Raw genomic sequence first — 24,256 nt, forward strand, 5'->3', positions numbered from 1 at the left:
AATCACAACTTTCTTGTCATGAGCATATAGCGCTCGCGTGCGGAGAACCCCGCGCGTTGGTACAGACGCTGGGCTTTTTCATCGTCGCGGTCGACCTCAAGATGAAACGCGCGCACGCCGGCCTCGGACAGGGCGCGGGGCAGGGCCAGCATCACATCTGAGCCCATGCCACGTCCGCGCACGGCGGGTCGGATAAACAATTCATCGACAAAGGCATCCATGCCGCCAAATTCGACAGACCATCCAAAGGTGATGACCACATAGCCCACGGGGGCCCGCGCGGGTCCGATCAAATAGATTGCGCCGTGTGGGATGCCTTGGAGCAAAGGCAAAAGGCCCGCGCGCCTATCTTCATCCGACAACGTGATGTCGGCTTCGGCGTGAAAGGCCTCGACCAGCCGCAGGATTTGGTCAAGGTTCTCGGGTTTGGCAAGATGTAAGGCAGTGCTCATAGGCGCCCCAGTCGTTGTGTCAAAAGATCAAAGAACCCATCGGCGTTCACATCGCCAATCACCGTGGCATTCGGCGCACGATCTGTCACCCGCCACCAATCCACAACCGTCATGCCCATCGTCAGTTCTGACTGGGTTTCAATTTCCACATTTACATGTCGGCCCGAAAACAGATCAGGAGCAATAAGATACGCCGTCACGCAAGGATCATGCAGTGGCGCGCCGGTGCTGCCGTATTTTTCCTTGTCAAAGCGTTCAAAGAAATCCGTCATTTGCGCGACGGCAATTCCGACTGGGGTATTCAACGCCCGAAAGGCGTCGTTTCGGGGGGCTGTCACCAAGGCCTTGTGTGTCACATCCAGCGGCATCATGACAATCGGCACGCCGGATTTAAACACGATTCTAGCGGCTTGCGGGTCGACATAGATGTTAAACTCTGCTGTGGGCGTGATATTGCCCACTTCAAAATAAGCGCCGCCCATCAGTACAATTTCTTGCACCTTTTCCATTATGTCCGGTGCCTTCTCGAAGGCCATCGCAATGTTGGTCAATGGCCCAAGCGGGCAAAGTGTGACTGTGCCCGCAGGATGGGCGCGCAACGTGTCGATGATGTAATCCACGGCGTGCGTGTCTTGCAGGGGCATCGTCGGGTCCGCAAGGTCAGGTCCATTCAGGCCAGTTTTGCCATGCACATGTTCGGCCGTGACCAAATCGCGCCCCAAGGGGCGGTCGCATCCAGCATAGACACCAACATGAGCTTTATTTGCTAACTCGCAGATAGTACGTGCATTTTTTTGTGTTAGGGGCAATGGCACGTTTCCAGCAACCGCGGTAATGCCCAGGACGTCGATGTCCTCGGGACTGGCCAGCGCCAACAGGATCGCGACCGCATCGTCCTGTCCGGGGTCGGTATCAATAATGATCTTACGCGCGCTCATGGAAACTCCTTTTGTTGGTGGCAGACTGCGCAAAGGCAACCGGGATGTCTAGGCACAATGCTGTGCACAACACGTGCGAAAGCAAAACATGGCCTGTGGATGTATCATTTTGCCAAGACCTTGGGGCAACGCGATGACCTGACCGTGAAAACACAAAAAAGGGGCACCCGAAGGTGCCCCAGTGACTGCTCTTGTTTGCAGATTTAGCCGTCGAAATCGACTTCTTCAGTGATGCGCAGCGCGGCGGGACGATTGCCGGCCACTGTCATCAGGTTTACATCGTCGGCGGTAAATTCACCCCATGATTGCACCAGAGGGTCGGCCTCTGTGTTGGGCGCAATCGGATATTCAAAGTTGGCTTTGGCATAGACCTCTTGTGCGGCAGGAGACGTCAGGAATTCCATCATCTTTAGGGCCGCTTCGGGGTTTGGCGACGATTTGGCCATGGCAACACCCGACACGTTTACGTGTGTGCCTGCATTTTCAAAGGTCGGGAACACGACGTTGACGCTGTCAGCCCATGCTTTTTGTTCATCATCTGCAAGCATCTTACCCATGTAATAGGTGTTGCCGATGGCAATATCACATTCTCCGGCCCAAATGGCTTTGACTTGTGCGCGATCGTTGCCTTGCGGTTTGCGCGCCAGATTGTCTTTGATACCCGCAAGCCAAGTTTTGGCGTTTGCTTCGCCGTGGTGTTCAATCACAGCCGATGTCAAAGCGATGTTATAGGCATGTGTGCCAGAGCGCGTACAAATACGCCCTTTCCATTTAGGGTCGGCTAGGTCTTCATAGGTCGTGACTTCGCCATCTGCGACACGATCTTTGGACGCATAGACGATCCGTGCACGAGTGGTCAGGCCAAACCAGTGACCTTCGGGGTCGCGATATTCTTGTGGCACGTTGGCATTCAGGGTGTCGCTGGTGACAGGTTGGGTCAACCCCGCATTCACAACTGCGGCAAGCCGTGAAATATCAACTGTAAAGACCAAGTCAGCAGGAGACCGGCTGCCCTCAGCTTCCATGCGTTCGATCATGCCCTTTTTCAAATAGGCAACATTAACCTTGATGCCGGTCTCTTCGGTAAAGGCATCTGTCAAAGGTTTGATCAGTTCGGGCTGACGATACGAATAGATGTTGATTTCGTCTGCCATTGCCGGAACGGCCACAGCCGCGGCTGCAAACGCAAAAATGGATGTTTTGAGAGGTGCAAACATTAGAATTGTTCTCGTGTTGTCTGTGTTTCTGTTGGCGGCTAAATGCCTGAGTTTTTTAGTCAGGTCAATACCTGAATCAAATGTTCAGGTATTATGCCTGACGCTCATCGACCTTGACCGCGTCCCACAGGGCATCCATTTCCTCAAGCGATGACTGCTCTGGACGTTTGCCTAGATCGGCCAGTTTGGCCTCGACCCCCGCAAACCGGCGTTCGAATTTGATGTTGGCCTGTCGCAGGGCAGACTCGGGTTCGATATTCAAATGTCGCGCGAGATTTGCGATCACAAACAACAAATCGCCAAATTCTTCTTCGATCTCTTGCTGTCCCAATGTGTCACGCGCTTCGCTTAGCTCGCCCGCCTCTTCGACGATTTTGTCGACCACTTGGCTGATGTCTGGCCAATCAAAGCCCACACGCGCCGCGCGTTTTTGCAATTTGACCGCGCGCAATAACGCCGGCAAGCCAAGTGCGACGCCCTCAAGCGCACCTTGCTGGGCTTTGCCTGCACGCTCGGCGGCTTTGACGGTTTCCCAATCTTTGACTTGCTGTTCTGCTGATTTATCACGGGTTTCATCGCCAAAGACATGCGGATGCCGCGCGACCATCTTGTCCGACATTGTGTCGGCGACGTCATCAAACGAAAACAAACCTTTTTCCTGCGCCATCTGCGCGTGAAACACAGATTGAAACAGCAAATCCCCAAGTTCGCCCTTCAACTCGCCCCAGGACTCGCGCTCGATCGCGTCTGCCACCTCATAGGCCTCTTCGATGGTATAGGGCGCGATGGTTTTGAAGTCTTGTGCGACGTCCCACGGACAGCCCGTATCAGGATCGCGCAGGCGGCGCATAATTTCCAACAAACGCGGCATCCCGCCGTTGGGGTTCAGGATAAGCGGATCTTCGGCCATTGCGTGTCACTCCTTTAGGGTGTTGAGTGCATATCAAATCAACCTTTTCCCGGAGTCCACCCCATGCCTGTGGTAAACCGCATTGCAGATTATGCCGAAGAGATGAAAACGTGGCGCCGTCATTTGCACGCCCACCCAGAGCTCGAGTTCGCATGTCATGAAACCGCTGCCTTTGTGGTGGCGCGCCTTAAAGAGTTCGGCGTCGATGAAATTCACGAAGGGATTGCCACGTCGGGCGTCGTTGCGATCATCAATGGCCAAGGCGATCACCCCCAAGATGGCCCGACCGTCGGGTTGCGGGCTGACATGGATGCGCTGCCAATGCCCGAGACAACGGGGCTTGAGTATGCCTCCACTGTGGATGGCGCCATGCATGCCTGTGGGCATGACGGCCATACGACGATGCTTTTGGGGGCGGCGCGTTATCTTGCCGAAACACGCAAATTTTCCGGCCGCGTGGCCTTGATCTTTCAGCCCGCCGAAGAATCCGGAGGCGGCGCGGGTGTTATGGTCCAAGAAGGTATGATGGAGCGTTTTGGCATCGATCAGGTTTTTGCCTTGCACAATTCACCCGGCATCGAGGTCGGGCATTTTTCATCTACGCCGGGTCCGATCATGGCCGCAGTGGATGAGTTTCATATCGATATCCAAGGCCAAGGCGGGCATGGCGCATACCCTCAAGACACGGTTGATCCGGTTGTCGCCGCAGTGTCAGTGGCCCAAGCGATTCAGACCATTGTCAGCCGCAACCATGACACGCGCCAGCAGATGGTTGTGTCTGTGACCCAAATTCATTCGGGCAGCACCGATAACGTGATTCCCGATACGGCATATTTGAATGGAACGGTACGCACCTTTGATCCACAGGTTCAGGCGATGATTATGCGGCGGCTTCAGGAAATCACCGACGGGCAGGCGGCGGCCTTTAATGTGACGGCCAAGCTTCGGTATGAAAAAGGGTATCCACCCACCGTGAATGATCCGCAGAAGCTGGCCATTGCAGCAGATGTCGCGCGCGAAATTGCTGGCGAGTCCGCCGTGGTGGATGACGCATCTATGGAAATGGGGGCCGAAGATTTCTCCTATATGCTGGATGCGCGTCCGGGGGCATATTTGTTTCTGGGGCAGGGCGAAAGCGCTGGCTTACACAACCCGAACTATAATTTTAACGACGACATCTCGCCGATCGGGGCATCGTTTTTTGCGCGGCTTGTCGAGACGACCCAACCCCTGTGATCGCAAACAGGGATGGCGCTTGATGGTGCGGGGTATGCGCCCCGCACCTTTTCTCTTGACGTTTTGGGGGGATCAAATCAGAATTTGATCAAATTTCCACACGTCCGTCGGGAGGGAACATGGCTCTAGAAGATGCAAAATCTGCGGTGGACACCGCATTCACGCGCGAGACCTTGCGGGGGTGCAGTTTCGAAAACACCTTTGGTGGTGCGACCTCGTTTTTGCGACGTCGCTATACCAAAGATTTATCGGGAGTGGATATCGCAGTCACCGGCGTGCCATTTGATCAAGCTGTCACCAACCGGCCCGGCACGCGGCTTGGGCCGCGCGCAATCCGCGAGGCCAGTACATTGCAAGCGTTTGACCCACCTTATGGCTGGGATTTCAATGTCATGGACGAGTTTGATATCGTGGATTTTGGGGATCTTGCGTTTGATTATGCAAAAATCAGCGACTTTCCCGATGCCCTGACCAATCACATCCGGTCCATTCTGAACGCGGATACGGCCACTGTGACGCTGGGCGGGGATCATTATATCACCTTTCCCATTCTGAAAGCCTATGCGGAAAAATATGGCCCAATCTCTTTGCTGCAATTTGATGCGCACACGGATACATGGGCCGATGACGACATGGATCGTATCGATCACGGCACCATGTTCTATAAAGCCGTCAAAATGGGGTTGGTCGATCCAGCGACCTCGGTGCAGGTGGGCATTCGCACTGTGAATGACGACACCTTGGGCGTGAATATCATTGACGCTCGAGAGGTGCATGAAACCGGACCGGCGGCTGTTGTGGCCAAAATCAAATCCATTGTGGGGTCAAATCCGACATATCTGACGTTTGATATTGATGCGCTTGATCCTGCCTACGCGCCCGGAACCGGCACACCTGTTTGGGGGGGACTGACGTCTGCACAGGCGGCGATCATGCTGCGCGATTTGGCTGGCATCAATATGGTCGGGGGCGATATCGTCGAGGTTTCACCGCCCTTTGACACCACAGGTGCCACGGCCATTGCGGGGGCGCATGTGGCCACAGAATTGCTGAGTCTCTGGGGAGCCACCCGCCGCAAGACGTAATTCTTTGGGTGATTTCATCGAAAAACCCGCAGAGTTCGCAGGAATGTCTCTATTTCTTTAAGGCTGGTCTTGGAAAAGACCGGCCTTTCAGGTGTAATGACCCAAGCTTCGCGCAATATGCGACGGTGAATTTTAGAAAAGTCACGAGATCGCTGTTTTTTAGGCGCAGAGTATGTCCAAAGGACTTGTCGTGAAGAAGGGATTTGGGATGATTGTATTGTGGGTTTTGGCCTTTGTGTGTCTGGCATTTTTGGCATATGTGCGGTTGGCGCCAAGCGATCCCACTGTGTGGCATGTCGCACCATCAAGTCATGATGATAAATCGTTTTCTAACGGGGTGATCCGGCAGGTACCCTCAGGGCAAGACGGATTGCGCCGGATGGATATCATTGTGTCTTCTGATCCGCGGACCCAAAAACTGGCCGGAGATGTGGCATCGGGGATGATCACCTATGTCAGCCGGTCTCGTATGGTGGGGTTTCCTGACTATACCACCATGGTTCAATCTGGCGAAGATCTGGTGATTTACGCGCGCTCACGCTTTGGGCGCAAAGACTTTGGTGTCAACGCCGCCCGAGTGAATCGTTGGGTTGATGCTTTGACCGCCTATTAGTCCCGACGACAAACATCCCGGCGAGATTTCCCGCCACATCGGAACATTGAGCGACATTTGGCATTGCGCCATGAACATACGCCCATCGACATGAAGGCATATCATGTCGCCGACCTCTACACGGCCGCCTTGGGTGTCGGTGCAATAACAATCAATCGGCACACCATTCATATAGCCATCTGCCAAAGCAGGGGCTGCGAAGAGAACCAATGCGACACTCAATTTAAGCATACCCGCAATATACAGCATTCGAGCCCCTTGACCAAGTCCGCCAATTGTCCCACTTAAACGCATGGTTCCATTAGATAGACTAGAACAAATCGCCCAACGCTTTGAGTATCTCGAAGCGCAGATGGCTGAGGGGTCCGCAGGGGGCGACATCGCCACGCTGGCCAAGGAATATGCCGACCTTAAACCTGTGGTCGAGCAAATCTCGGCCTATCGACAGCTCTTGTCGGATATGGAAGAGGCAACTTTGATGCTGGCTGATCCAGACATGAAAGAGTTGGCCGAAGAAGAATTGCCTGCACTCAAGGCGCAAATTCCAGCAGCAGAACAGGCGCTTCAACTTGCGCTTTTGCCCAAAGACGCCGCAGACGCACGCCCCGCGATGATCGAAATCCGTCCGGGAACGGGGGGGGACGAGGCGGCCTTGTTTGCAGCTGATTTGCTGCGCATGTATCAACGCTATGCTGAAAACAATGGGTGGAAGTTCGAGATCATCGAAGAACAGATCACCGAACTTGGCGGTGTCAAAGAAGTGGTTGGCCATATCAAAGGGCAAAACGTGTTTGCCCGTTTGAAGTACGAATCTGGTGTGCATCGTGTCCAGCGGGTTCCGACGACAGAAAGCGGTGGGCGCGTTCACACCTCGGCGGCCACGGTTGCGGTTTTACCCGAAGCCGAAGATGTCGATATCCAGATTGATGCCAATGACTTGCGGATTGATACGATGCGCAGCTCTGGCGCAGGAGGACAGCACGTCAACACCACCGATTCGGCTGTGCGCATCACGCACTTGCCAAGTGGTCTTGTGGTGACCAGCTCGGAGAAATCCCAGCACCGCAACCGCGAGATCGCAATGCAAGTGTTGAAAACGCGGCTGTATGACATGGAGCGCCAGCGGGTTGATGACGAACGTTCCGCCAATCGCAAGAGCCAAGTCGGCTCGGGTGATAGATCAGAACGTATCCGGACATATAACTTCCCCCAAGGCCGCATGAGCGATCACCGGATCAATCTGACGCTTTATAAACTGGATGCCATCATGGGCGGTGATCTGGATGAAATCATTGATGCGTTGACCGCGGATGACCAAGCCACGCAATTGGCAGAGATGCAGGGATGATCTTGCGAGATGTGCTGCGCGAAGGCATTGGCCTTTTGCGGGATGCCAATATCGTTGGACCAGAACGAGATGCGCGGGCCTTGCTGGCACACGCGCTTGGGATATCGCCAAGTCGCATTTCGATTGAACCCGATATGCAAGTACCTGAGGAAAAGTTAGTTGTTTTTCATGAGTTTATAGCGCGACGTGCATCCAGGGAACCCGTATCCAAAATCTTGGGCATGCGAGAGTTTTGGGGGCGTGATTTTCTGGTGACGCCAGATGTCCTTGATCCACGTCCAGAAACCGAAACACTGATTGCGGCGATCCTTGAGGGGCCGAACCCTGACAGAATTCTGGACTTGGGCACAGGCAGCGGAATTTTAGCGGTGACGGTATTGGCCGAACATCCGGCTTGTACCGGTGTGGCGTGCGACATTAGCCCCAAGGCCCTTAAGGTAGCAACGCAGAACGCACACACGCACGGTGTCGCGTCGCGCTTGGAGATACTTCAGTCAGACTGGTTTTCAGAGATCACTGGCGCGTATGATCTCATACTGTCGAATCCGCCGTATATTTCGCAAACCGAAATGGCCGAGCTGTCCCAAGAAGTGCACGATCATGATCCACATTTGGCGCTATCTCCGGGAGGCGACGGGTTGGACCCATATCCCATTCTGGCCAACGGAGCGATGCAGCATTTGAACTCGGGTGGGCGCATTTTTGTGGAGATTGGCTGGCGTCAGGGGCCAGCTGTGCGTGACATTTTTCAACGTGCCGGATTGTGTGATGTGGCGGTTTTGCCAGATATGGATGGGCGTGATCGCGCGGTTATGGGCCGAAAACCGTAAGATGCGGCCAAAAAGCGCGCATATAGATACATATTTTTAGGAATTCCTCTTGTGCGACGGCGCAAGCCGCTTTACTCAGAAGATGTCCTAACGGTGATGCACATCTGATGGCTCCCACTGGACACCAAGCCCAAAGTCGTAACCCGGAGTTTTGAGCGCAAGAGGCGTGAAACGGGTTTTCTGACCCCTTATTGGATCAAGGCTGGACTGCAGATATATGAGATCTTCCAAATCCCGTTCGCGGAACAAGAATAACCGCAACAATAACCGTCCTTCTGGAAATATCGTAAATCGGGTGTTTGACAGCTCGGGTCCTGAAGGAAAGGTGCGCGGTACGCCGCAGCAAATCATTGATAAATACAACCAGCTTGCGCGTGATGCACAGCTGGCCAATGACCGCGTTGCGACAGAAAACTTTCAACAGCACGCCGAGCACTACATGCGCTTGTTGTCCGAAGCGATGCGCGAGCAAGAAGCGCGTCGAGAAGAGCAAGAGCGCCAGAATCGTGAGCGTCAGGCAGAACGGGATCGTGAACGTCAAGAACGTGCCGAACGCCAAGAGCGCGAGTCAAACTCTAGACCCGCAGCAGAAGTGCCAAGCGCCCCGGCTGCGCCTGTTGGCAACGATCTCTCTGAGGCGCCGCAACCGGATGTGGTTGATATTGTTTCAGATGGCGACAGCGGTCTTGTTGAGACGCCAGAGACACAACCCAAGCCCAAACCCGCGCGTAAGCCACGTCGCAAGCCCGCTCCTAGAAAGCCTGCAGCCGAAACTGCACCAGCGGACGTGGCCCCAGAGCCAGCTCCTAAGCCGGAAAACCCAGAAGCGGCCGAGTAAGCTTTACGACATCACAAACGATCACAACCCGAACCGGCTGGTTCGGGTTTTTTTGTGTCGATACCGATTATTGTGGGTGTTGCGGCACGCGGTTATGTCTGGGCGACAGCACGCGCAAGGGCGCAGAATTGTTCTATTGAGACTTGTTCTGCGCGCTCGGTCGGCTGAATGCCCGAGGCCAACAAACGATCTTCGATATCTGGGGCAACACCCTTGAGAGACGCCCGCAGCATCTTGCGTCGTTGGTTAAACGCGGTTGCCACGACACGGCTCAGGACGGATGCGTCCGCCTCAAACCGTGGGGTCTTGAGCGCCGTCAAATGCACAACTGCGCTGTGCACTTTTGGCGGCGGCGTAAACGCTTCGGGTGGAAGCGTCATAACAATTTTTGCATCCGCGCGCCATTGTGCCAAGATTGCCAACCGCCCATAGGCCTTGGACCCGGGTGTGGCGACGATGCGTTCGGCGACTTCGCGCTGGAACATCAACGTCAGACTTTCCCAATAGGGGGGCCATTGTTTGGGCGTCAACCATCGCACCAAAAGTTCGGTGCCCACATTATACGGCAGATTGGCGGCCACACGAATGGGAGGGGTCAGATGCGCCAGAGGATCAATTTCGAGCGCGTCACCATTGATCACCTCAAGTTGTCCCGGGTAGGCCTCGGAAATTTCTGCCAACACCGGCATACAGCGGGCGTCTTTTTCAATGGCCAGCACTTTGCGCGCACCTTCAGCCAGCAAACCACGCGTCAAGCCACCCGGACCCGGTCCGATTTCCAGAATGTCACACGCGCTCAGGTCTCCTGCGCGACGCGCGATCTTGGCCGTCAGATTCAGATCAAGAAGAAAATTCTGGCCCAATGCCTTGCGTGCAGACAGCTGGTGATCTTCGATCACTTGGCGCAGGGGGGGCAGGGTGTCAATTGCACTCATTTTGCAGGCTTTCCAAAAAGGATCATGGGTGTGGCTGGGTTTTTGCAAGCGCCATGCGATGCGCCATGCGCAAGGCTTCCACCATACTTGACGGGTTGGCAACACCCTTGCCCGCAATATCAAACGCAGTGCCATGGTCGGGTGAGGTGCGAATAAACGGCAATCCAACGGTCACGTTGACGCCACGGTCAAAATCAAGCGTCTTGATCGGGATCAGGGCTTGGTCATGATACATGCAAACAGCGGCATCATAGGTTGCGCGCGCCTGTGCATGAAACATGGTATCGGCGGGCAACGGCCCCACCACATCATAACCTTGCGTGCGCATCTCGGCCAAGGTTGGCGCAATGATTTCCATGTCCTCACGGCCCATGGCCCCACCTTCGCCAGCATGCGGGTTCAGACCCGCAACCGCGATGCGGGGGCTGGCAATGCCGAACTGGGTCGTCAGGCCTGCGGCGGTGATGGCAATGGTTTCGCGCAAGACTGCGGGTGTCAGGGCTGTTGGCACGTCTCTTAGTGGGATATGGATTGTTGCTGGCACCACGCGCAATTGCGCACTGGCCAACATCATCACCACGCGCTGGACATCTGCCAAATGCGCAAGGTATTCAGTATGCCCCGGAAAGGCGAAATTACATCCGTCCTTTAAGGCCTTTTTGTGAATTGGCGCAGTGCACAAAGCTGAGGCGGCACCAGACATCGCCAATTGCGTCCCAACCGCAATTGCGCGCATGACGCCCTCTGCATTTTTTGGGTCGGGTTGACCTGGTACAGCATCACCGAGAAATGTCTGCGCCAAGACAGGCAGTCCTTGTGCCATGGCAGCCGGGGCCTGTGAGGCCTCTGAAATCACGATGGTCGGGACATCACCGGCAAGATGCGATGGGTCGCCAATCAGGAAAAACGCCATTTCATCTTTGAGCAACGACCACGCTTTTTGAACAAGCTCAAGTCCAATGCCAGCAGGTTCGCCGCAGCTGAGGGCGATGGGTGCCAAGGTCATTTTTCGTAGATCAGTGCATCGGCGCGCAACTGCTCAAGATACCCGTTTGAATATGATTCATACCGCTGACTGCGCAGGGCAGACGCGACGTCCTCTCTAGAGACTTCTTCACCAGTCACAGCGGTACGGCCACACAACATCAAAACCACCAGCGCCTGACCGCCAGCTGACGTGGGTCGGGTCAAAGACGTCGAAATCTCGTTCTCGTCCAGTTTGGCAAGCTCGAGCGCATAATCACGCGGTACCTTGGACGGAGCGACGGCCTGACGGTCCAACACATCCTTGGACTGACCATAGGCTTCGCCATACAGATCATCACAGGTATCAACCCGATCGCGCAGTTCTTTGGCCAGTTGCAGCGTTTCGGCGCTGCGCCCGCCCGGAAGGTAATAGGCGGCATAGTCGATCGCGGAGTAGCTCGGCGATGAGCCACCGGTTTCCTGCATGCCACGCATTTGGAACAATGCCACCGAGTTTGGCAACGAAATAGGCGGGGTGACTTCGCTTTGGGCCAGCCCCATGATCATGGGCCGCAAGGGGGCCGGTAGCTTGGTGATAGAAATCCAGTCAATCTTGCCGCCCTGATCTTTGGTCGAGGCCTGTGAATAGCGCACCGCAGCGGCTTCGAATTCCGTCTGAGAGCGGATTTCGCTGATCTGAAGCGCCAAAGATTGCACTTGATCGTTGGTTTGTGGCGTGACGGGGATCACGATTTCAGACAACAGAACATTGATCCCACCAGCGCCGCTGTTTGATGCAATAGCACGGTCGATCTCGGCTTCGGAAATTTGCACACGGCCCGCAAAGCGCGATTGGATCACGCCGCGCCACGACAGTTCGGCGATCAAAAACGCGCGCAGGGTTTGTTCGGACACCCCTTCGGCCTCAAGCGCTTTGATCAGGTCTTCGGGTTTCAGGTTGGTACGTTTTGAGAACTCGACCAAGCCCGCCTGAATACCTTCTTCACTTGGCATAATACCAATGATTTCGGCGGCTTCTTGTTTTAGGCGATCCTCGATCAACTGCTCTTTGGCCACCTTGCGCTTATCGCCGGGTGTATTCATCAAGGACAAGAGCAGGGCGCGCTGTTCTATTTCGTAATGTGTCACCACCCGATCATTCACAGTGACCGCAGGAGAAAAGGCGCTTTGGGCGAATGTCGGGCCAACCGTAGCCGTTGACAGTGCAAGACCAAAGGCAGCAGAGGCAACCAAACGTGTGAGAAACTTATGCGAGATCATGGGCATTTTATCCTGCGTTTGCATTACAAGTACGGCTATAGCTTTTGTCATCAGCGCGCACCGAGAACCCAAGCAATGATACTGTGAAGCCAAGGTTCGTGCTGGGTTGTACCGTACCGGATGTAATAAATCTGCGCGAGGCCGAAAGACCAATTTTCACGCATTCATTTCGATATTCAAGTCCAATTCCGGCTTCTGCTGATTGACCAGAGGCCAGATCATAACGCCAGTCTGCGAGTGTCGACCAGTGGCGGCTCAGCCGATAGCGCCCGTCAATGGTCCATTCCGCAACGCGGCTTGATCTGTTTTCCGCAGGATCCGCACGCAGCCAAATATAGCTGGCTTCCATTTCCAGCTTGCTGTTGTTCCATCCCGCATGGGCCGATGCTTTGTCGATGGTGTCATAGCCGTCGAACAATCCGCGCGCGGTCAATGACAACCCGTTTTGGGTCTTTATCTGACCTGCAATAAGCAAATCTGAAGGACTTTGGGACAGGCCGGAACTTGGGGTGAAATCGGGATGGACGGTTTCTTGATACACCTGACCAAACGACAGGTTGGCTTGCCATCCATCCGGATCATATCTGGCCCAGTTCAGGCCCAGTGCGGCCCCAAATCCGCGCTCGCGACGGTCTCCCGATGGAAACCGCGACAGGGCCAACAGATTGCCTTCGTCAAATTCCACACGCGTGCTTTCGTCATTGGCGACATTCATCGTGTCGCCACCGCTCCAGCTTACTTGGGCCATAGGTTCAAGCACATAGCTAACGCCGCTGGTAGAAACCTTGGTCAAAGGCCACCGCATGTGCGCGGCCACCGACGGCGTTATTTGAGCTTCAGTGCCATTCAGAGCCTGATCTTCGCGGGTATTAAACGCATCAAGCGCCAATTGGCTGGTAATCCCACCCTGTACACCGGCAAGCAGGCTCCAGTTGCGCTGCCACCACAAGGTGGCGTTTGCACGTGTCACGTCGCGTCCGTCAACGATGGTATCTGCATCAGGCCCGTCTATGTCGACATGAGAGGTCCGCCGATGGTCATGAAGCAAAAATGACATACGCAGTTCGCCACCAATCGACGTCGGAAAGTACCGGCGTTCGGTTTCGGCGACCGCCACCAACGAGGGCAGGGTGGCGTTGTCTTCGTTGGCGCGCAGGGATTCATAGTGCAGCAACGCAAACCGTGTGTTTTCGTCTCGCCGGGACCGCCGCACGGTGATATCGCTATTCAGGCGATCTTCGTCAGAGTAATCGTATTCATACAGATATGACCGATCCGACGTCGCCTTGATATTAAAGGTCAGCTTATAGTCGCGTGGCAAGTCGAACTGGCCTTCGGCAAACACATAATGGCGAGGCTGATCCAATTTGATGTTGTCGTCAGAGATCGCTCCGTTCAGTTCGATACGGCCCTTGCGAAAAGCCTGACGATACCGGAATTCAAGCGTCGAGGTGTGCTCTGCCAGATAGGGCGTCAGCGTCAGGTCCTTGTGATCGCCGAGCGTAAAGAAATAGGGCAGTTTAAATCCAAGGCCCAGTTGGCTGTCGCGGGTGATCTTGGGAATAAGAAACCCGCTGGCCCGTTTGAGAGTCGGATCTGGCAACCGAAGTTGCGGAAAGTAAAACACCGGAACATCCAGAACGCGGAACTGGGCATGGTCGAAATAGATTTGGCGTTCTTCCTGATCGTGTATCACGCGGCGCGCCCGAATTTGCCAAAGCGGCGGTGAGCCGTCGTCACATACGCGGCACGAGCTGACAATCGCCTTGTTCAACACGTTATAACGCGCACCCACGCGGGTCATTTCGGTGGCGGCCATCTGTAGCTGTTGGTCCAGAACCATGCGGGCACTGCGCAATACTGCATTGCGGAATTCTGAATCCAATTCGGCATAGCTTGCGATCACCCGCACAACATCGCCCTGTTCCAGATGAATCGGGCCAGTGACCCGCACAATGCCGGATTTCCCGTCATATTCGATCTTTTTGGCGCGGATGCGGACGTCGCCTTGCAGAGCTTCGACATTCCCTTCAGCGGTCAGCATACCCCCAGCGGCGACATACACCTGATCCGCAACCAACATGACATCAGTGGACTCAGATGTTTGTGCCGCAACCTGTGACGTCGCAACAGCCAAAGCAAAACAGAGAATCCCAATGCCGCGTTTCATCCGTCTTCCATATGCAACAACAGGCCAAGAGCCAACATAACACTTGCAATCGGGGGCGCCCAAGCCGCCAGCGCGACGGGAATTTGGCCGTTTTCCCCCAAAATCTGTGCGAAATTTCGAATATAATAGAGCGAAAATCCGGTCATGACCGCGGCCAGAACGGCGACGCCCGTGCGTCCAAATCGTGTGTGGCGCATTGTGAATGCGGCCGCGATCAACACCATGGCCATCAAAAAGACTGGCTGGGCCAATTCCATCTGGAACCACACTTCGTGGCGGCGACTGGAAAACCCGGCCTCTTCGAGATCATCAATAAACTCAGGAAGATCCCACACCGAAATAGCCGCCGGTTTGCCAAAGCTGTCGCGAATTCGATCCTTGGTCAGGGTACTGTTGACCCTGATGATGTCATGTTCTTGTGCGCCGCCCTCGGGATTTACCCCCAATTCCAAAGGCCAAACTTTGGCACGGCGCAATTCCCATGCACCTTCGACCAGACGGGCGCTTTGGGCCTCGACCCGCTTAATCGGTCCACCATCTGGTGCATAAAGCACGATCGTGACCCCGAAGAATACGGCTGCATCCGCACTTGCACGGGCGGCGTGGATGACGGCTTGACCCTCTTCTCCACCTTGACGCAACCACACACCTTCGCGCGACACCGAAAGGGCAGACCGCCCACCAAAGCGAAACCGTTCCGAAAGTTCCTCGTATTGGGCCGATGTTGCGGCCACAATCGGATTAAAGGTCGTCACCGCGAGCGTGCCCAACAATAGGGCCACGGTGACCGGCGAAAGCAGTGACACGATCGCCGAGCGTCCGGTCGCGCGTACAACCACAAGTTCGCTAGAGCGTGCCAACCCAAGAAACAGCGTGATGGTGGCCAAGATAACGATCAGCGGCAGGATCTGATAGAGTGTCTCTGGAGATTTGAGCATGGTCATGCGCAAAACTTGGTCAAATCCGATTTTTTCGACATCAAATTTGCGGAGTTGTTCGACCAAATCTGCCAAAGCGAGCAGGGCAAAAAAGACCGCAAACATTCCCAACAGGGTCCAGAGAAACTTGCGTGCAAAATAGAGATGTATTGTCATGCCGTGGCCCTACTTGTGGCCCGACGCCGCAAACGAATGGGATGGGACGATAAGCTGAGCAAAAGAACACCAAGACCAGATCCCACCAAGACCGGCAAATACATCAAAGGCCAAAGGTCGGCGTCGTTGCGTACAGGATCGGCCACAGCATTGCGGATCATTTCCAAGACAATCAACAACACGAACGCGATCACAATCTGTTTCCAGATGCCAAACCTGCTGTATCCCCCGAGCAAAAGGGTCGCAAAACCCACAATTGCGGCAAGCGCACCCGTCAATGGTTGGGTGAATCTGGAATGTACTTCTTCGACGACCCAGCCAGTACCGACGTTCATTTCTTGGGCAATCGCGTCGGTTTGGGTCAGCAATTCATAGGTGCTGACGTGTGGCAAACCCCGAGAAACGGTTTCCTTGCGATGGATCATGGATGAAATATCATAGGCAAAGTCGGAGAAATTTGTGGTGAACAGCCGCTTGTCAGATGTCGATAAAATCTGGCTGATACCATCGACCATCACCAACTTTGGCCCGTCATCATCATTCACAAGATAGGCCTTGGCAGCGGTATAGGTCACAACCTCGTTGCGCTGGCGGCGGTCCGAAATAAACACATCCTTGAGCACACCGCCCGGTGTGATTTCGCGAATGTAAAAGGTGATGCCTTTGCCCGGATGCAAAAAGGTTCCCTCAGTCAGCAAGCGAGCGGTGACGTTTTCGGTCACTTCTTTTTGGCGCTGGCTCAGTTGTGCTGTGCTTGATGGCACGAGAAAATGCGTGAGAATGGACATCATCACCGCAATGATCACGCCAAACAGAAACACAGGTCGCGCCAATCGCCATGGGCTAAAGCCTGTGGCCTGCATCACGGTCAATTCGCTTTCGCTGCTCAAACGGTTTGTCACATAGACCGTGGCGGCAAATGTGGACATTGGCAAAACAAGTCGGATGACAGTCGGCAGACTCAGCGCGGTGAACTCAAGGAACACAATCGCGTTCTGGCCGTTGGCAATCAGCTGGTCAAACAGAACGACGGCACGGTTCACCCAATATACCGAGACAAGAACCAACGCAAAAAAGCCGAACAACACCAGAAGTTGCGACAGCATATATCTGTCGAATCTTCCCACCGCTCAAGAATCCCCCGATTATTGTTTTTATGTGCGTGACTTTAGAGGAAATGCGCAGGCGGGAAAACTGCTATCTGGTCAAGCTGCCCATGGCGCGCTAGGTCTTGGCCAACAAAAGGGAGTATCTACCGTGGCCCAGCCCGTAACAGTGACATTTGTTGAAACCGATCTTGATGCTTTGGTAACCCAAACAGGGCGTATTGCCGTGTTTGTGGGCGAGGATGCCAAACTTGACCCTGCGGGACGTCGGGTGAATCGTTTGACCAAAGGGGCCGTGCTTCGATTGGCCGAGGCCAAAGCTGAAAAGGCCGCGTCAGGCGATGTCATCACCTTGGCCTATCCTGCCGGAATGGCGGCACAGGCGGTGGATGTCGTGTTTTTGCCCCGTCGGTGTACCATCGAAGAGGCGCGCAAGGCAGGTGTGGCCTTGGGGCGGACCCGCGGTGATGCGCATTTGACCATCTGTGCCGGAAATCACAGCCGGGCGGCTGAAATCTCGATGGGGGCGGCGCTGCGTGATTATGGATTTAACGATCATAAAACGGCTGAAACCCCGAAAGATCCACGCACTGTTGCGCTGATGTGCACCAAACCCGATGAGGTGCGCACCAAAGCCGCGCCGTTGCTGGCGGTGGCCCAAGGTGTGTTCTTTACCCGTGATTTGATCAATGAACCTGCAAATATCTTGACCACTACCGAGTTTGCCAAACGTATTTCGGATATGACCGCCTTGGGTCTTGAGGTCGAAGTGCTTGAAGAGGCCGATCTTGAAAAACTTGGGATGGGGGCATTGCTGTCTGTCGGACATGGCTCGGTGAGCCCATCCAAAGTCGCGGTGATGCAGTGGAACGGCGGCGCCAAAGGCACGCCCCCCTTGGCGTTGGTCGGCAAAGGCGTTGTCTTTGATACGGGCGGGATTTCGCTGAAACCAGCGGCTGGCATGGAAGATATGACCATGGACATGGGCGGCGCGGGCGTCGTGGCCGGCACGATGCGCGCCCTTGCGCTGCGCAAAGCCAAGGCCAACGTTGTGGGGCTTGTCGGATTGGTGGAAAACATGCCATCCGGCAATGCGACCCGTCCAGGAGATGTGGTCACATCTATGAAGGGTGACACCATCGAAGTGATCAACACAGATGCCGAAGGTCGTTTGGTGCTGTGTGATGTCATGCATTATGCCCAAGACCGTTTCAAACCCTCTGGCATGATTGATCTGGCCACGCTGACTGGCGCGATCGTGATTGGGTTGGGCCATGACAATGCAGGTGTATTTTCCAACAATGATGCGTTGTGCAATCAATTCTTGCGCTCGGCCGAGGCCGAAGGCGAAGGGGCGTGGCGCATGCCGTTGGGCAAGGCCTATGATAAAATGATCAACTCGCGTGTGGCGGATATGAAAAACACGGGCGGACGTCCGGCGGGGTCGATCACCGCGGCTGAATTCCTGCACCGTTTTGTGCCAGATGACATGCCTTGGATTCACCTTGATATCGCAGGTGTGGCCAGCGTGAAGGCCGAGACAACCTATGCACCCGCGGGTGCGACCGGCTGGGGGGTGATGGCGTTGAACCGTTTGGTTGCGGATCACTTTGAAGAGGCCGAGTAAACACGTATGGGGGCGGCCTATTTTTATCATCTGACACGCCAGCCAATGGATGTGACCTTGCCAATTTTGATTGGCAAGGCCCGCGAGGCCGGATGGCGTGTTCTGGTGCGCGGCCGCTCGCCTGAACGTATGGATTGGTGGGATCAAAAGCTTTGGCAAGTCGGCGGTGACGAGGGGTTCTTACCGCATGGTCTTGCGGGCAGTGCCCACGCTGCGGAACAACCCATTTTGTTGTGCCATGATATGACAAACGCCAATGGCGCGGCCTGTCTCATGACGATTGATGGCGCGGATGTTCAGCCTGACGAGGTTATTCAAAGCGAACGGGTGTGCATCCTGTTTGACGGGCACGACATGGACGCCGTGGCACAGGCACGTGTTCAGTGGAAAACCCTGACCGATGCGGGGTGTGCTGCCCAATATTGGTCGGAAGAGACGGGAAATTGGCAGAAGAAAGCCGAAAAAACAGTCGACTAACGGATGTTTCTCATCTTGTTTGTACGATGTACGAGGCTAGCGGGTTAAGATCAGCTTTTGTCCTGTGATCGTAATCTGCTCGAACCGCTGCAGATATGACATGCCCAACAATGATTGATCTAACTCTCCGCCGTTGACCTGTGCGGCCACATTGCGATCCGTGAGGGTACCGATTTTGACCTCTGTCAACGTCACCGGTGCGGTGCGGACTTCGCCATTTGCGGTCAACGCCCGCCCGTAATAGACCAGATTTTCCAAATCCAAACCTGCCTTCGCGGCGTCCGCCTTAGACAGAACAACCTGACTCGCGCCGGTATCGACGACAAACAATATCGGCTTGCCATTGATCGTGAGCGTGAGGCGATAGTGCCCGTCTTGGCTTCTTGGAATTTCGATCCGGCCTTCATCGGAAAATACGGCCTGAGTGGGGCGTACGGTGTCGCGAATATCGCCCCACATGCCAATCGCAACGATAACGCCCAGAAAAATCAACACCCAAGCCATGGCTTGCTGCAAAATTTTGCCAAAGCTCTGTCGGTGATTGGTCACAAACCAAAACAAAACGGCGGCACATAGCACCACAAGATAGGTCAATTGTCCGTTTTCAAAACTGCTCATCGGAATCCTCTTGTGTCAAGGATATAGGTCCTCTGAGGGGTGTTCAAAAGAGGGCTATCCAGCAAATCCAAAATCTCTGAGCCCATCCAGAATGAACTGAATGGCCAAGGCAGCCAATAGCATTCCCAACAATCTGGTGACCACGTTGATGCCGGTTTTTCCCAATGCGCGCGCCAATAGACCACTTGTCATGAACAAAAACAGCACCACACCCAACACGGCAAGCGCCACCCCAAGAACCAAAGCCGCACCCTGAATCCCCGTATTCTGGCCAGCCAGAAGAATAACGGTTGCGATCGAACCGGGGCCGGCGATCAGGGGAATGGCCAAAGGAAACACCGAAGGATCAGGGCGTTCGTCTGCCTGATCCTCGCGGCGTTTGGTGCGTCTCTCAAACAGCATATCCAGCGCCGTCAAAAACAACAAAGCCCCGCCCGCAATCCGAAAGGCTGGCATGGAAATACCGATAAACCCCAGCACAGCCTCGCCAAAAAAGGCAAACAGCGCCAAAAGACCAAAGGCGACGCCGCACGCGCGTAAGGCTATGCTGCGACGCTCGGCGCCCGTCATGTCATGCGTCAGCGACACAAACAGCGGGGTCAGCCCGATGGGGTCAATGATCACGAACAACGTGAAAAAGGCTGTGATCAGCGCCGCACTATCCATCAAGATGCCATTCCATACCCATCAGGAAACTATGCTCTATTTTTGGGCTTTTTCAAGCTTGTCGAGCGCCTTGAGCCACAATTCCTCTGCGCGGTCTTGTGCATCCATCACTTCAGCGTATTTGCGCTGCCAAACTTCCATCTCGCCGATCTTTTCTTCTTCGTAAAGGGTTGGATCAGCAAGCTTCTTGGCCAGTTTGTCGCTCATTTCATTCAGCTTGGTCACACGCTGCTCGCATTTGCGCACCTCGGCACGCAAGGCCAGAATGTCGTCACGCGTCGCCTTTTTGGCCGCTGGTTTGGCTTTGGGTTTGCTGGCGGGTTTGTCCGAACTCAGCAACAACGTGCGATAGGCCTGAAGATCTTCTTCATAAGGGGCGACAGTGCCGTCTTTGACCAGCCACAAGCGGTCCGCGACCAATGTCAGCAGGTGCATATCGTGGCTTACCAGAATGACCGCGCCACTATAGGCGGTGAGGGCTTCAACCAAGGCCTCGCGGCTTTCGATGTCCAAGTGGTTTGTCGGTTCATCCAAGATCAGAAGATGTGGCGCATCCAATGTGGCCAACAGCAACGACAGCCGTGCCTTTTGACCACCAGACAAGCGGCCCACTTCGGTCTCTGCTTGGGCTGCCCCAAGTCCGAACCCTGCCAGACGCGCCCGCAGGCGGGCCTGACCCTCGGAGGGGCGTTCGCGGACAAGGTGCTGAATGGGGGTTTCATCGACGTATAGTTCGTCAACCTGATGCTGGGCAAAGAACCCGATCCGCAGTTTGCTGGATGTGGTGAACTTGCCGCCCATCGCGTCCAGACGGCCGGACAACAGCTTGGCCAAGGTGGATTTTCCCTGACCGTTCTTCCCAAGCAAAGCGATGCGATCATCCTGATCAATCCGCAGGTTCAGGTTCTTGAGCACAACGGTGTCACCATACCCGGTTGATCCGCCTTCGATCGCAATAATCGGCGGCGACAGTTCTTCGGGCGTGGGAAAGGTGAATACCACCCGCGCAGCATCTTCAGGCGCCGTGATAGGCGTCATTTTTTCCAGCATTTTCACGCGAGACTGGGCCTGTTTGGCTTTGCTGGCCTTGGCTTTAAAGCGATCAACAAAAGCTTGCAGGTGCTCGCGGTGGGCGGCTTGTTTCTTGGCGGCGGCGGCCTGAACCGCGCGCTGTTCTGCACGTTGACGCGCGAACTGGTCATACGGGCCTGTGTAATAGGTCAACTTGCGCTCGTCCAAGTGCAGGATCGCGCCTACAGAGCGGTTCAACAGCTCGCGGTCGTGCGAAATGATCAACACGGTGTGGGGGTATTTGACCAAATAGTTTTCCAGCCACAGCGCGCCTTCCAGATCCAAATAGTTGGTCGGTTCATCCAGTAACAGATAATCAGGTTGGGCAAAAAGCACTGCAGCCAGAGCCACACGCATCCGCCAACCGCCTGAGAATGCCGAACACGGCATGAGCTGTTCTTTGTGATCGAACCCAAGACCCTTTAGAATCGATCCGGCGCGCGCTTCGGCGCTCCAGGCATCAATATCGGCCAGACGGGTCTGAATCTCGGCGATGCGGTTGGATTCTGTGGCTGTTTCTGCCTCGGCCATCAACGCGGCACGTTCCGTATCCGCGGCAAGCACCGTGTTGATCAACGACACCTCGTTGCTGGGCACTTCTTGGGCGACGCCGCCGATGCGGGCGCGCTGGGGCAGGGTGATCGTGCCCCCTTCCAGCGCCAGCTCTCCGCGGATCAGGCGAAAAAGCGTCGTTTTACCCGCGCCATTCCGGCCAATCAGGCCAACCTTGTGACCGGGGGGAATGGTGGCAGATGCCTCTTCAAAAAGAGGACGGCCTTCTACGGAGTAGTTGATGTCTGATATCTTAAGCATGCAAGGCTCATGACGTATCAAATCAACAACGTCAATGAGCACTATTTGTTGCGCTACCAATCCCGTGCAGAAAGTTGCGGTGTGGTGTGGTGAGATGCGCAATCTGGCCCGAGAAATACCCGCAATTTTCCATCACGCGTGTGCCAGTCATGACCGGAACGCAAACGTGCGGGTTCCTGCTGATCAATCGCCACTTTTCAAGGGCGCAAACCCATGGTACGGGAGGCCCAATTTGAACGCGGGGACACGGGCAGGGTGCCACTCCCCATATACAGGAGAGAGACACATGGCTCTGGAACGCACATTTTCGATCATCAAGCCTGATGCAACCCGCCGTAACCTGACTGGCAAAATCAATGCCAAATTCGAAGACGCAGGCCTGCGCATTGTCGCACAAAAGCGTATTCACCTGACCAAAGCGCAAGCTGGCGAATTTTACGCTGTGCACGCCGAGCGTCCATTCTATGACGAACTGTGTGAATTCATGGCGTCAGAGCCAATCGTTGCCCAAGTTCTGGAAGGCGAAGGCGCCATCGCAAAGAACCGCGAAGTTATGGGTGCAACAAACCCAGCAGACGCCGCAGCGGGCACTATTCGTGCTGAATTTGCTGAATCTGTGGGTGAAAACTCGGTTCACGGTTCAGACGCACCAGAAACAGCCGCTGTTGAAATCGCGTATTTCTTCTCTGGTCTTGAACTGGTTGGCTAATCACAGATGTGCATCGGTCTGGTGATCGGTGCATATTCTTTGTGATCTATCGTTTCGGGATAACCCCGATTTTATCAAGGGCCGCTTCCAATTCGGAGCGGCCCTTGTCATGCGCGCTGTGTTTAATGGCGTCAAAGCGCACCCGCAGCGCGTCTTTTTCTTTGCCCTTACAGTCGTTCCATGGCCGCCCCTGAAGCGCCATAACAAGTACATAATACCCGATGAAATGCGGCTTGCTTCCAGCCTCGAGCAATCTGGCATAGGCCTTGTCAGCCCCCAATTCCCGAAGCTGTTCTGCAGTGTGGATGCCTGCCTTTTCACAGGCCTCTTCATAAGCAGGCCCCAAGTTTCGAATAGAAGAAATCTGGGTGCCCATCTTACTGACCTTTTGTAACCGGATGCGCGGAGGCAAGATGCCTTATTTGGGAATCCCGAAAATGCCACGCGCGCTGTCTTCGTTGGCGCGTTTGATGCGACGGGCGGAAAACTTGAGACCCTCGCGCATTTGCGCGTCTGACGTCAGGAGCGGATAGTCCAGCGGCTCTTTGGAGAGCAAAACAGCGCGTGCACCCGTTGAGCCGTCAAAGCGATAGACATACAAACTGTCCCAATCAAAGTGCCCTCCGTTCCAGAGGTTGGCGATATCTTGGTGAAAGTTGTGACATTGATGGTTTTCCATCAACAACACGTATTTTTCTGCCATACGCACCATATTTGCCAAGCCGATAAAATGGCTGACGGCGGTGTGAATATGCATCAAAACAGTCTGTGAATAGACGAACTCGGCTTTGGGCCAGTGGTGCGAAAATGGCATCGTAATATCTTGCAGCCCGATGCGGTTTTTCAGCTCGGGGTGTCGGTGTTGGGCCAATTCAAGTTGGGTTTCCCCACGGTCTCCGCCGGTAAAGTCGACATCTTGAAACAGGGCCATGCCGTTTGCCAAATGGTCACCAGCCCCACATCCGACCTCGTGCACAGAGGCGGGCTGTAGTTGACCAATGGCTTCATAGATCAACTGCTGATTTGGGTGAATTTGGCGTGTGCTCGACGTGACGTGACCTGTTTGTGCATCAAAGCTGAGTTCACCTGTTTTTGCGACGGCTTGATATTCGGTTTCCACCGAATTGTGCAGACGCCGTTCGTACGAATCCTCGGTGTAGGAGTTCCAATCGAAGTCATCGTCATAGAACTTCCGGTTTTTGTAAAACAGGCGATTAAACAGTTTCATTCCGGTGTCCCTTATTTATGTGGTGCGG

24 protein-coding genes are annotated in these 24,256 nt (G+C 54.8%); 9 read left to right on the forward strand and 15 right to left on the reverse strand.

Translation table 11 applies throughout. The features are described from left to right. Positions 1 to 2: 2 nt before the first annotated feature. From FAP39_RS09285 to mazG, 4 genes are all read right to left on the reverse strand, one after another. Positions 3 to 452 (reverse strand): GNAT family N-acetyltransferase, encoded by a 450-nt coding sequence (locus FAP39_RS09285; RefSeq protein WP_138016122.1) that lies wholly within the window; start codon positions 450 to 452, stop codon positions 3 to 5. Next, the gene (locus FAP39_RS09290) at positions 449 to 1,390 is read right to left on the reverse strand and encodes a nucleoside hydrolase (protein ID WP_138016123.1); all 942 of its coding nucleotides are present in this window, start codon (positions 1,388 to 1,390) and stop codon (positions 449 to 451) included. Before FAP39_RS09290 ends, FAP39_RS09285 begins: the two co-directional genes overlap by 4 nt. 203 nt (positions 1,391 to 1,593) lie before the next feature. Beyond that, positions 1,594 to 2,607 (reverse strand): Fe(3+) ABC transporter substrate-binding protein, encoded by a 1,014-nt coding sequence (locus FAP39_RS09295; RefSeq protein ID WP_138016124.1) that lies wholly within the window; start codon positions 2,605 to 2,607, stop codon positions 1,594 to 1,596. Between the two features lie 91 nt (positions 2,608 to 2,698). Further along, on the reverse strand, positions 2,699 to 3,517 hold the full coding sequence (gene mazG, locus FAP39_RS09300) for a nucleoside triphosphate pyrophosphohydrolase (RefSeq protein WP_138016125.1): 819 nt from the start codon (positions 3,515 to 3,517) through the stop codon (positions 2,699 to 2,701). 63 nt (positions 3,518 to 3,580) lie between these two features. On the opposite strand from mazG, the gene FAP39_RS09305 reads away from it, so the two are divergent. The 6 genes from FAP39_RS09305 (at position 3,581) to FAP39_RS09335 (ending at position 9,467) form a co-directional block, all read left to right on the forward strand. Continuing rightward, positions 3,581 to 4,753 carry a M20 aminoacylase family protein gene (locus tag FAP39_RS09305; protein WP_138016126.1) on the forward strand — a complete coding sequence of 391 codons (1,173 nt, stop codon included), beginning with the start codon at positions 3,581 to 3,583 and terminating at the stop codon, positions 4,751 to 4,753. 119 nt (positions 4,754 to 4,872) lie between these two features. Beyond that, the gene (gene speB, locus FAP39_RS09310) at positions 4,873 to 5,838 is read left to right on the forward strand and encodes an agmatinase (protein ID WP_138016127.1); all 966 of its coding nucleotides are present in this window, start codon (positions 4,873 to 4,875) and stop codon (positions 5,836 to 5,838) included. A 172-nt stretch (positions 5,839 to 6,010) separates the two neighbouring features. Then, positions 6,011 to 6,451 carry a DUF1499 domain-containing protein gene (locus FAP39_RS09315; RefSeq protein WP_138016128.1) on the forward strand — a complete coding sequence of 147 codons (441 nt, stop codon included), beginning with the start codon at positions 6,011 to 6,013 and terminating at the stop codon, positions 6,449 to 6,451. A 292-nt stretch (positions 6,452 to 6,743) separates the two neighbouring features. Continuing rightward, positions 6,744 to 7,799: a peptide chain release factor 1 gene (gene prfA / locus FAP39_RS09325; protein ID WP_138016129.1), complete on the forward strand. Its 1,056-nt coding sequence runs from the start codon at positions 6,744 to 6,746 to the stop codon at positions 7,797 to 7,799. After that, a complete protein-coding gene (gene prmC / locus FAP39_RS09330; RefSeq protein ID WP_138016130.1) occupies positions 7,796 to 8,629 on the forward strand; it encodes a peptide chain release factor N(5)-glutamine methyltransferase in 834 nt (277 codons plus the stop codon). Before prfA ends, prmC begins: the two co-directional genes overlap by 4 nt. Positions 8,630 to 8,846: 217 nt before the next feature. Continuing rightward, the gene (locus FAP39_RS09335) at positions 8,847 to 9,467 is read left to right on the forward strand and encodes a DUF4167 domain-containing protein (RefSeq protein ID WP_138016131.1); all 621 of its coding nucleotides are present in this window, start codon (positions 8,847 to 8,849) and stop codon (positions 9,465 to 9,467) included. Positions 9,468 to 9,559: 92 nt separating this feature from the next. Here FAP39_RS09335 and rsmA read toward each other — a convergent pair whose 3' ends face one another. From rsmA to lptF, 6 genes are read right to left on the reverse strand one after another with little or no spacing between them, the layout of a single operon-like run. Then, positions 9,560 to 10,402 (reverse strand): 16S rRNA (adenine(1518)-N(6)/adenine(1519)-N(6))-dimethyltransferase RsmA, encoded by an 843-nt coding sequence (gene rsmA, locus FAP39_RS09340; RefSeq protein WP_138016132.1) that lies wholly within the window; start codon positions 10,400 to 10,402, stop codon positions 9,560 to 9,562. Positions 10,403 to 10,424: 22 nt separating this feature from the next. Then, a complete protein-coding gene (pdxA, locus tag FAP39_RS09345; RefSeq protein ID WP_138016133.1) occupies positions 10,425 to 11,408 on the reverse strand; it encodes a 4-hydroxythreonine-4-phosphate dehydrogenase PdxA in 984 nt (327 codons plus the stop codon). Next, the gene (locus FAP39_RS09350) at positions 11,405 to 12,649 is read right to left on the reverse strand and encodes a peptidylprolyl isomerase (RefSeq protein ID WP_246059044.1); all 1,245 of its coding nucleotides are present in this window, start codon (positions 12,647 to 12,649) and stop codon (positions 11,405 to 11,407) included. Before FAP39_RS09350 ends, pdxA begins: the two co-directional genes overlap by 4 nt. Before the next feature lie 7 nt (positions 12,650 to 12,656). Continuing rightward, positions 12,657 to 14,819 carry an LPS-assembly protein LptD gene (locus FAP39_RS09355; RefSeq protein WP_138016134.1) on the reverse strand — a complete coding sequence of 721 codons (2,163 nt, stop codon included), beginning with the start codon at positions 14,817 to 14,819 and terminating at the stop codon, positions 12,657 to 12,659. Further along, positions 14,816 to 15,913, reverse strand: a complete 1,098-nt coding sequence (lptG, locus tag FAP39_RS09360; RefSeq protein WP_138016135.1) for an LPS export ABC transporter permease LptG — start codon at positions 15,911 to 15,913, stop codon at positions 14,816 to 14,818. Before lptG ends, FAP39_RS09355 begins: the two co-directional genes overlap by 4 nt. Then, on the reverse strand, positions 15,910 to 17,019 hold the full coding sequence (gene lptF, locus FAP39_RS09365; RefSeq protein ID WP_246059046.1) for an LPS export ABC transporter permease LptF: 1,110 nt from the start codon (positions 17,017 to 17,019) through the stop codon (positions 15,910 to 15,912). Before lptF ends, lptG begins: the two co-directional genes overlap by 4 nt. A gap of 151 nt (positions 17,020 to 17,170) precedes the next feature. Here lptF and FAP39_RS09370 point away from each other — a divergent pair, with 151 nt between their 5' ends. Both FAP39_RS09370 and FAP39_RS09375 read left to right on the forward strand, forming a co-directional pair. After that, on the forward strand, positions 17,171 to 18,646 hold the full coding sequence (locus FAP39_RS09370) for a leucyl aminopeptidase (RefSeq protein WP_138016137.1): 1,476 nt from the start codon (positions 17,171 to 17,173) through the stop codon (positions 18,644 to 18,646). 6 nt (positions 18,647 to 18,652) lie between these two features. Continuing rightward, the gene (locus tag FAP39_RS09375) at positions 18,653 to 19,123 is read left to right on the forward strand and encodes a DNA polymerase III subunit chi (protein WP_138016138.1); all 471 of its coding nucleotides are present in this window, start codon (positions 18,653 to 18,655) and stop codon (positions 19,121 to 19,123) included. Between the two features lie 36 nt (positions 19,124 to 19,159). Here the strand turns inward: FAP39_RS09375 and FAP39_RS09380 are convergent, their stop codons facing one another. From FAP39_RS09380 to FAP39_RS09390, 3 genes are read right to left on the reverse strand one after another with little or no spacing between them, the layout of a single operon-like run. Beyond that, the gene (locus tag FAP39_RS09380; protein WP_138016139.1) at positions 19,160 to 19,741 is read right to left on the reverse strand and encodes a retropepsin-like aspartic protease family protein; all 582 of its coding nucleotides are present in this window, start codon (positions 19,739 to 19,741) and stop codon (positions 19,160 to 19,162) included. Positions 19,742 to 19,795: 54 nt separating this feature from the next. Next, positions 19,796 to 20,407 (reverse strand): MarC family protein, encoded by a 612-nt coding sequence (locus FAP39_RS09385; RefSeq protein ID WP_171006823.1) that lies wholly within the window; start codon positions 20,405 to 20,407, stop codon positions 19,796 to 19,798. A 36-nt stretch (positions 20,408 to 20,443) separates the two neighbouring features. Beyond that, positions 20,444 to 22,291, reverse strand: a complete 1,848-nt coding sequence (locus tag FAP39_RS09390) for an ATP-binding cassette domain-containing protein (RefSeq protein WP_138016141.1) — start codon at positions 22,289 to 22,291, stop codon at positions 20,444 to 20,446. A gap of 286 nt (positions 22,292 to 22,577) precedes the next feature. Here FAP39_RS09390 and ndk point away from each other — a divergent pair, with 286 nt between their 5' ends. Continuing rightward, entirely contained in the window at positions 22,578 to 23,000 is a 423-nt protein-coding gene (ndk, locus tag FAP39_RS09395) for a nucleoside-diphosphate kinase (protein WP_138016142.1), read from the forward strand. A 46-nt stretch (positions 23,001 to 23,046) separates the two neighbouring features. Here ndk and FAP39_RS09400 read toward each other — a convergent pair whose 3' ends face one another. Beyond that, on the reverse strand, positions 23,047 to 23,376 hold the full coding sequence (locus FAP39_RS09400) for a TfoX/Sxy family protein (protein WP_138016143.1): 330 nt from the start codon (positions 23,374 to 23,376) through the stop codon (positions 23,047 to 23,049). Positions 23,377 to 23,418: 42 nt separating this feature from the next. Next, on the reverse strand, positions 23,419 to 24,228 hold the full coding sequence (locus FAP39_RS09405; RefSeq protein WP_138016144.1) for a class I SAM-dependent methyltransferase: 810 nt from the start codon (positions 24,226 to 24,228) through the stop codon (positions 23,419 to 23,421). Between the last annotated feature and the right edge of the window lie 28 nt (positions 24,229 to 24,256).

Origin of the sequence: Shimia litoralis (assembly GCF_005518135.1) — a bacterium.
In the GTDB taxonomy this organism is placed as follows: Bacteria; Pseudomonadota; Alphaproteobacteria; order Rhodobacterales; family Rhodobacteraceae; genus Shimia_E; species Shimia_E litoralis.

What these genes read in the sequence shown, in the direction of transcription:
- FAP39_RS09285 (WP_138016122.1), bottom strand. Translation starts at nt 452, where the DNA reads ATGAGCACTGCCTTACATCTTGCCAAACCCGAGAACCTTGACCAAATC.
- FAP39_RS09290 (WP_138016123.1), bottom strand. Translation starts at nt 1,390, where the DNA reads ATGAGCGCGCGTAAGATCATTATTGATACCGACCCCGGACAGGACGAT.
- FAP39_RS09295 (WP_138016124.1), bottom strand. Translation starts at nt 2,607, where the DNA reads ATGTTTGCACCTCTCAAAACATCCATTTTTGCGTTTGCAGCCGCGGCT.
- mazG (WP_138016125.1), bottom strand. Translation starts at nt 3,517, where the DNA reads ATGGCCGAAGATCCGCTTATCCTGAACCCCAACGGCGGGATGCCGCGT.
- FAP39_RS09305 (WP_138016126.1), top strand. Translation starts at nt 3,581, where the DNA reads ATGCCTGTGGTAAACCGCATTGCAGATTATGCCGAAGAGATGAAAACG.
- speB (WP_138016127.1), top strand. Translation starts at nt 4,873, where the DNA reads ATGGCTCTAGAAGATGCAAAATCTGCGGTGGACACCGCATTCACGCGC.
- FAP39_RS09315 (WP_138016128.1), top strand. Translation starts at nt 6,011, where the DNA reads ATGTCCAAAGGACTTGTCGTGAAGAAGGGATTTGGGATGATTGTATTG.
- prfA (WP_138016129.1), top strand. Translation starts at nt 6,744, where the DNA reads ATGGTTCCATTAGATAGACTAGAACAAATCGCCCAACGCTTTGAGTAT.
- prmC (WP_138016130.1), top strand. Translation starts at nt 7,796, where the DNA reads ATGATCTTGCGAGATGTGCTGCGCGAAGGCATTGGCCTTTTGCGGGAT.
- FAP39_RS09335 (WP_138016131.1), top strand. Translation starts at nt 8,847, where the DNA reads ATGAGATCTTCCAAATCCCGTTCGCGGAACAAGAATAACCGCAACAAT.
- rsmA (WP_138016132.1), bottom strand. Translation starts at nt 10,402, where the DNA reads ATGAGTGCAATTGACACCCTGCCCCCCCTGCGCCAAGTGATCGAAGAT.
- pdxA (WP_138016133.1), bottom strand. Translation starts at nt 11,408, where the DNA reads ATGACCTTGGCACCCATCGCCCTCAGCTGCGGCGAACCTGCTGGCATT.
- FAP39_RS09350 (WP_246059044.1), bottom strand. Translation starts at nt 12,649, where the DNA reads ATGATCTCGCATAAGTTTCTCACACGTTTGGTTGCCTCTGCTGCCTTT.
- FAP39_RS09355 (WP_138016134.1), bottom strand. Translation starts at nt 14,819, where the DNA reads ATGAAACGCGGCATTGGGATTCTCTGTTTTGCTTTGGCTGTTGCGACG.
- lptG (WP_138016135.1), bottom strand. Translation starts at nt 15,913, where the DNA reads ATGACAATACATCTCTATTTTGCACGCAAGTTTCTCTGGACCCTGTTG.
- lptF (WP_246059046.1), bottom strand. Translation starts at nt 17,019, where the DNA reads ATGCTGTCGCAACTTCTGGTGTTGTTCGGCTTTTTTGCGTTGGTTCTT.
- FAP39_RS09375 (WP_138016138.1), top strand. Translation starts at nt 18,653, where the DNA reads ATGGGGGCGGCCTATTTTTATCATCTGACACGCCAGCCAATGGATGTG.
- FAP39_RS09380 (WP_138016139.1), bottom strand. Translation starts at nt 19,741, where the DNA reads ATGAGCAGTTTTGAAAACGGACAATTGACCTATCTTGTGGTGCTATGT.
- FAP39_RS09385 (WP_171006823.1), bottom strand. Translation starts at nt 20,407, where the DNA reads ATGGATAGTGCGGCGCTGATCACAGCCTTTTTCACGTTGTTCGTGATC.
- FAP39_RS09390 (WP_138016141.1), bottom strand. Translation starts at nt 22,291, where the DNA reads ATGCTTAAGATATCAGACATCAACTACTCCGTAGAAGGCCGTCCTCTT.
- ndk (WP_138016142.1), top strand. Translation starts at nt 22,578, where the DNA reads ATGGCTCTGGAACGCACATTTTCGATCATCAAGCCTGATGCAACCCGC.
- FAP39_RS09400 (WP_138016143.1), bottom strand. Translation starts at nt 23,376, where the DNA reads ATGGGCACCCAGATTTCTTCTATTCGAAACTTGGGGCCTGCTTATGAA.
- FAP39_RS09405 (WP_138016144.1), bottom strand. Translation starts at nt 24,228, where the DNA reads ATGAAACTGTTTAATCGCCTGTTTTACAAAAACCGGAAGTTCTATGAC.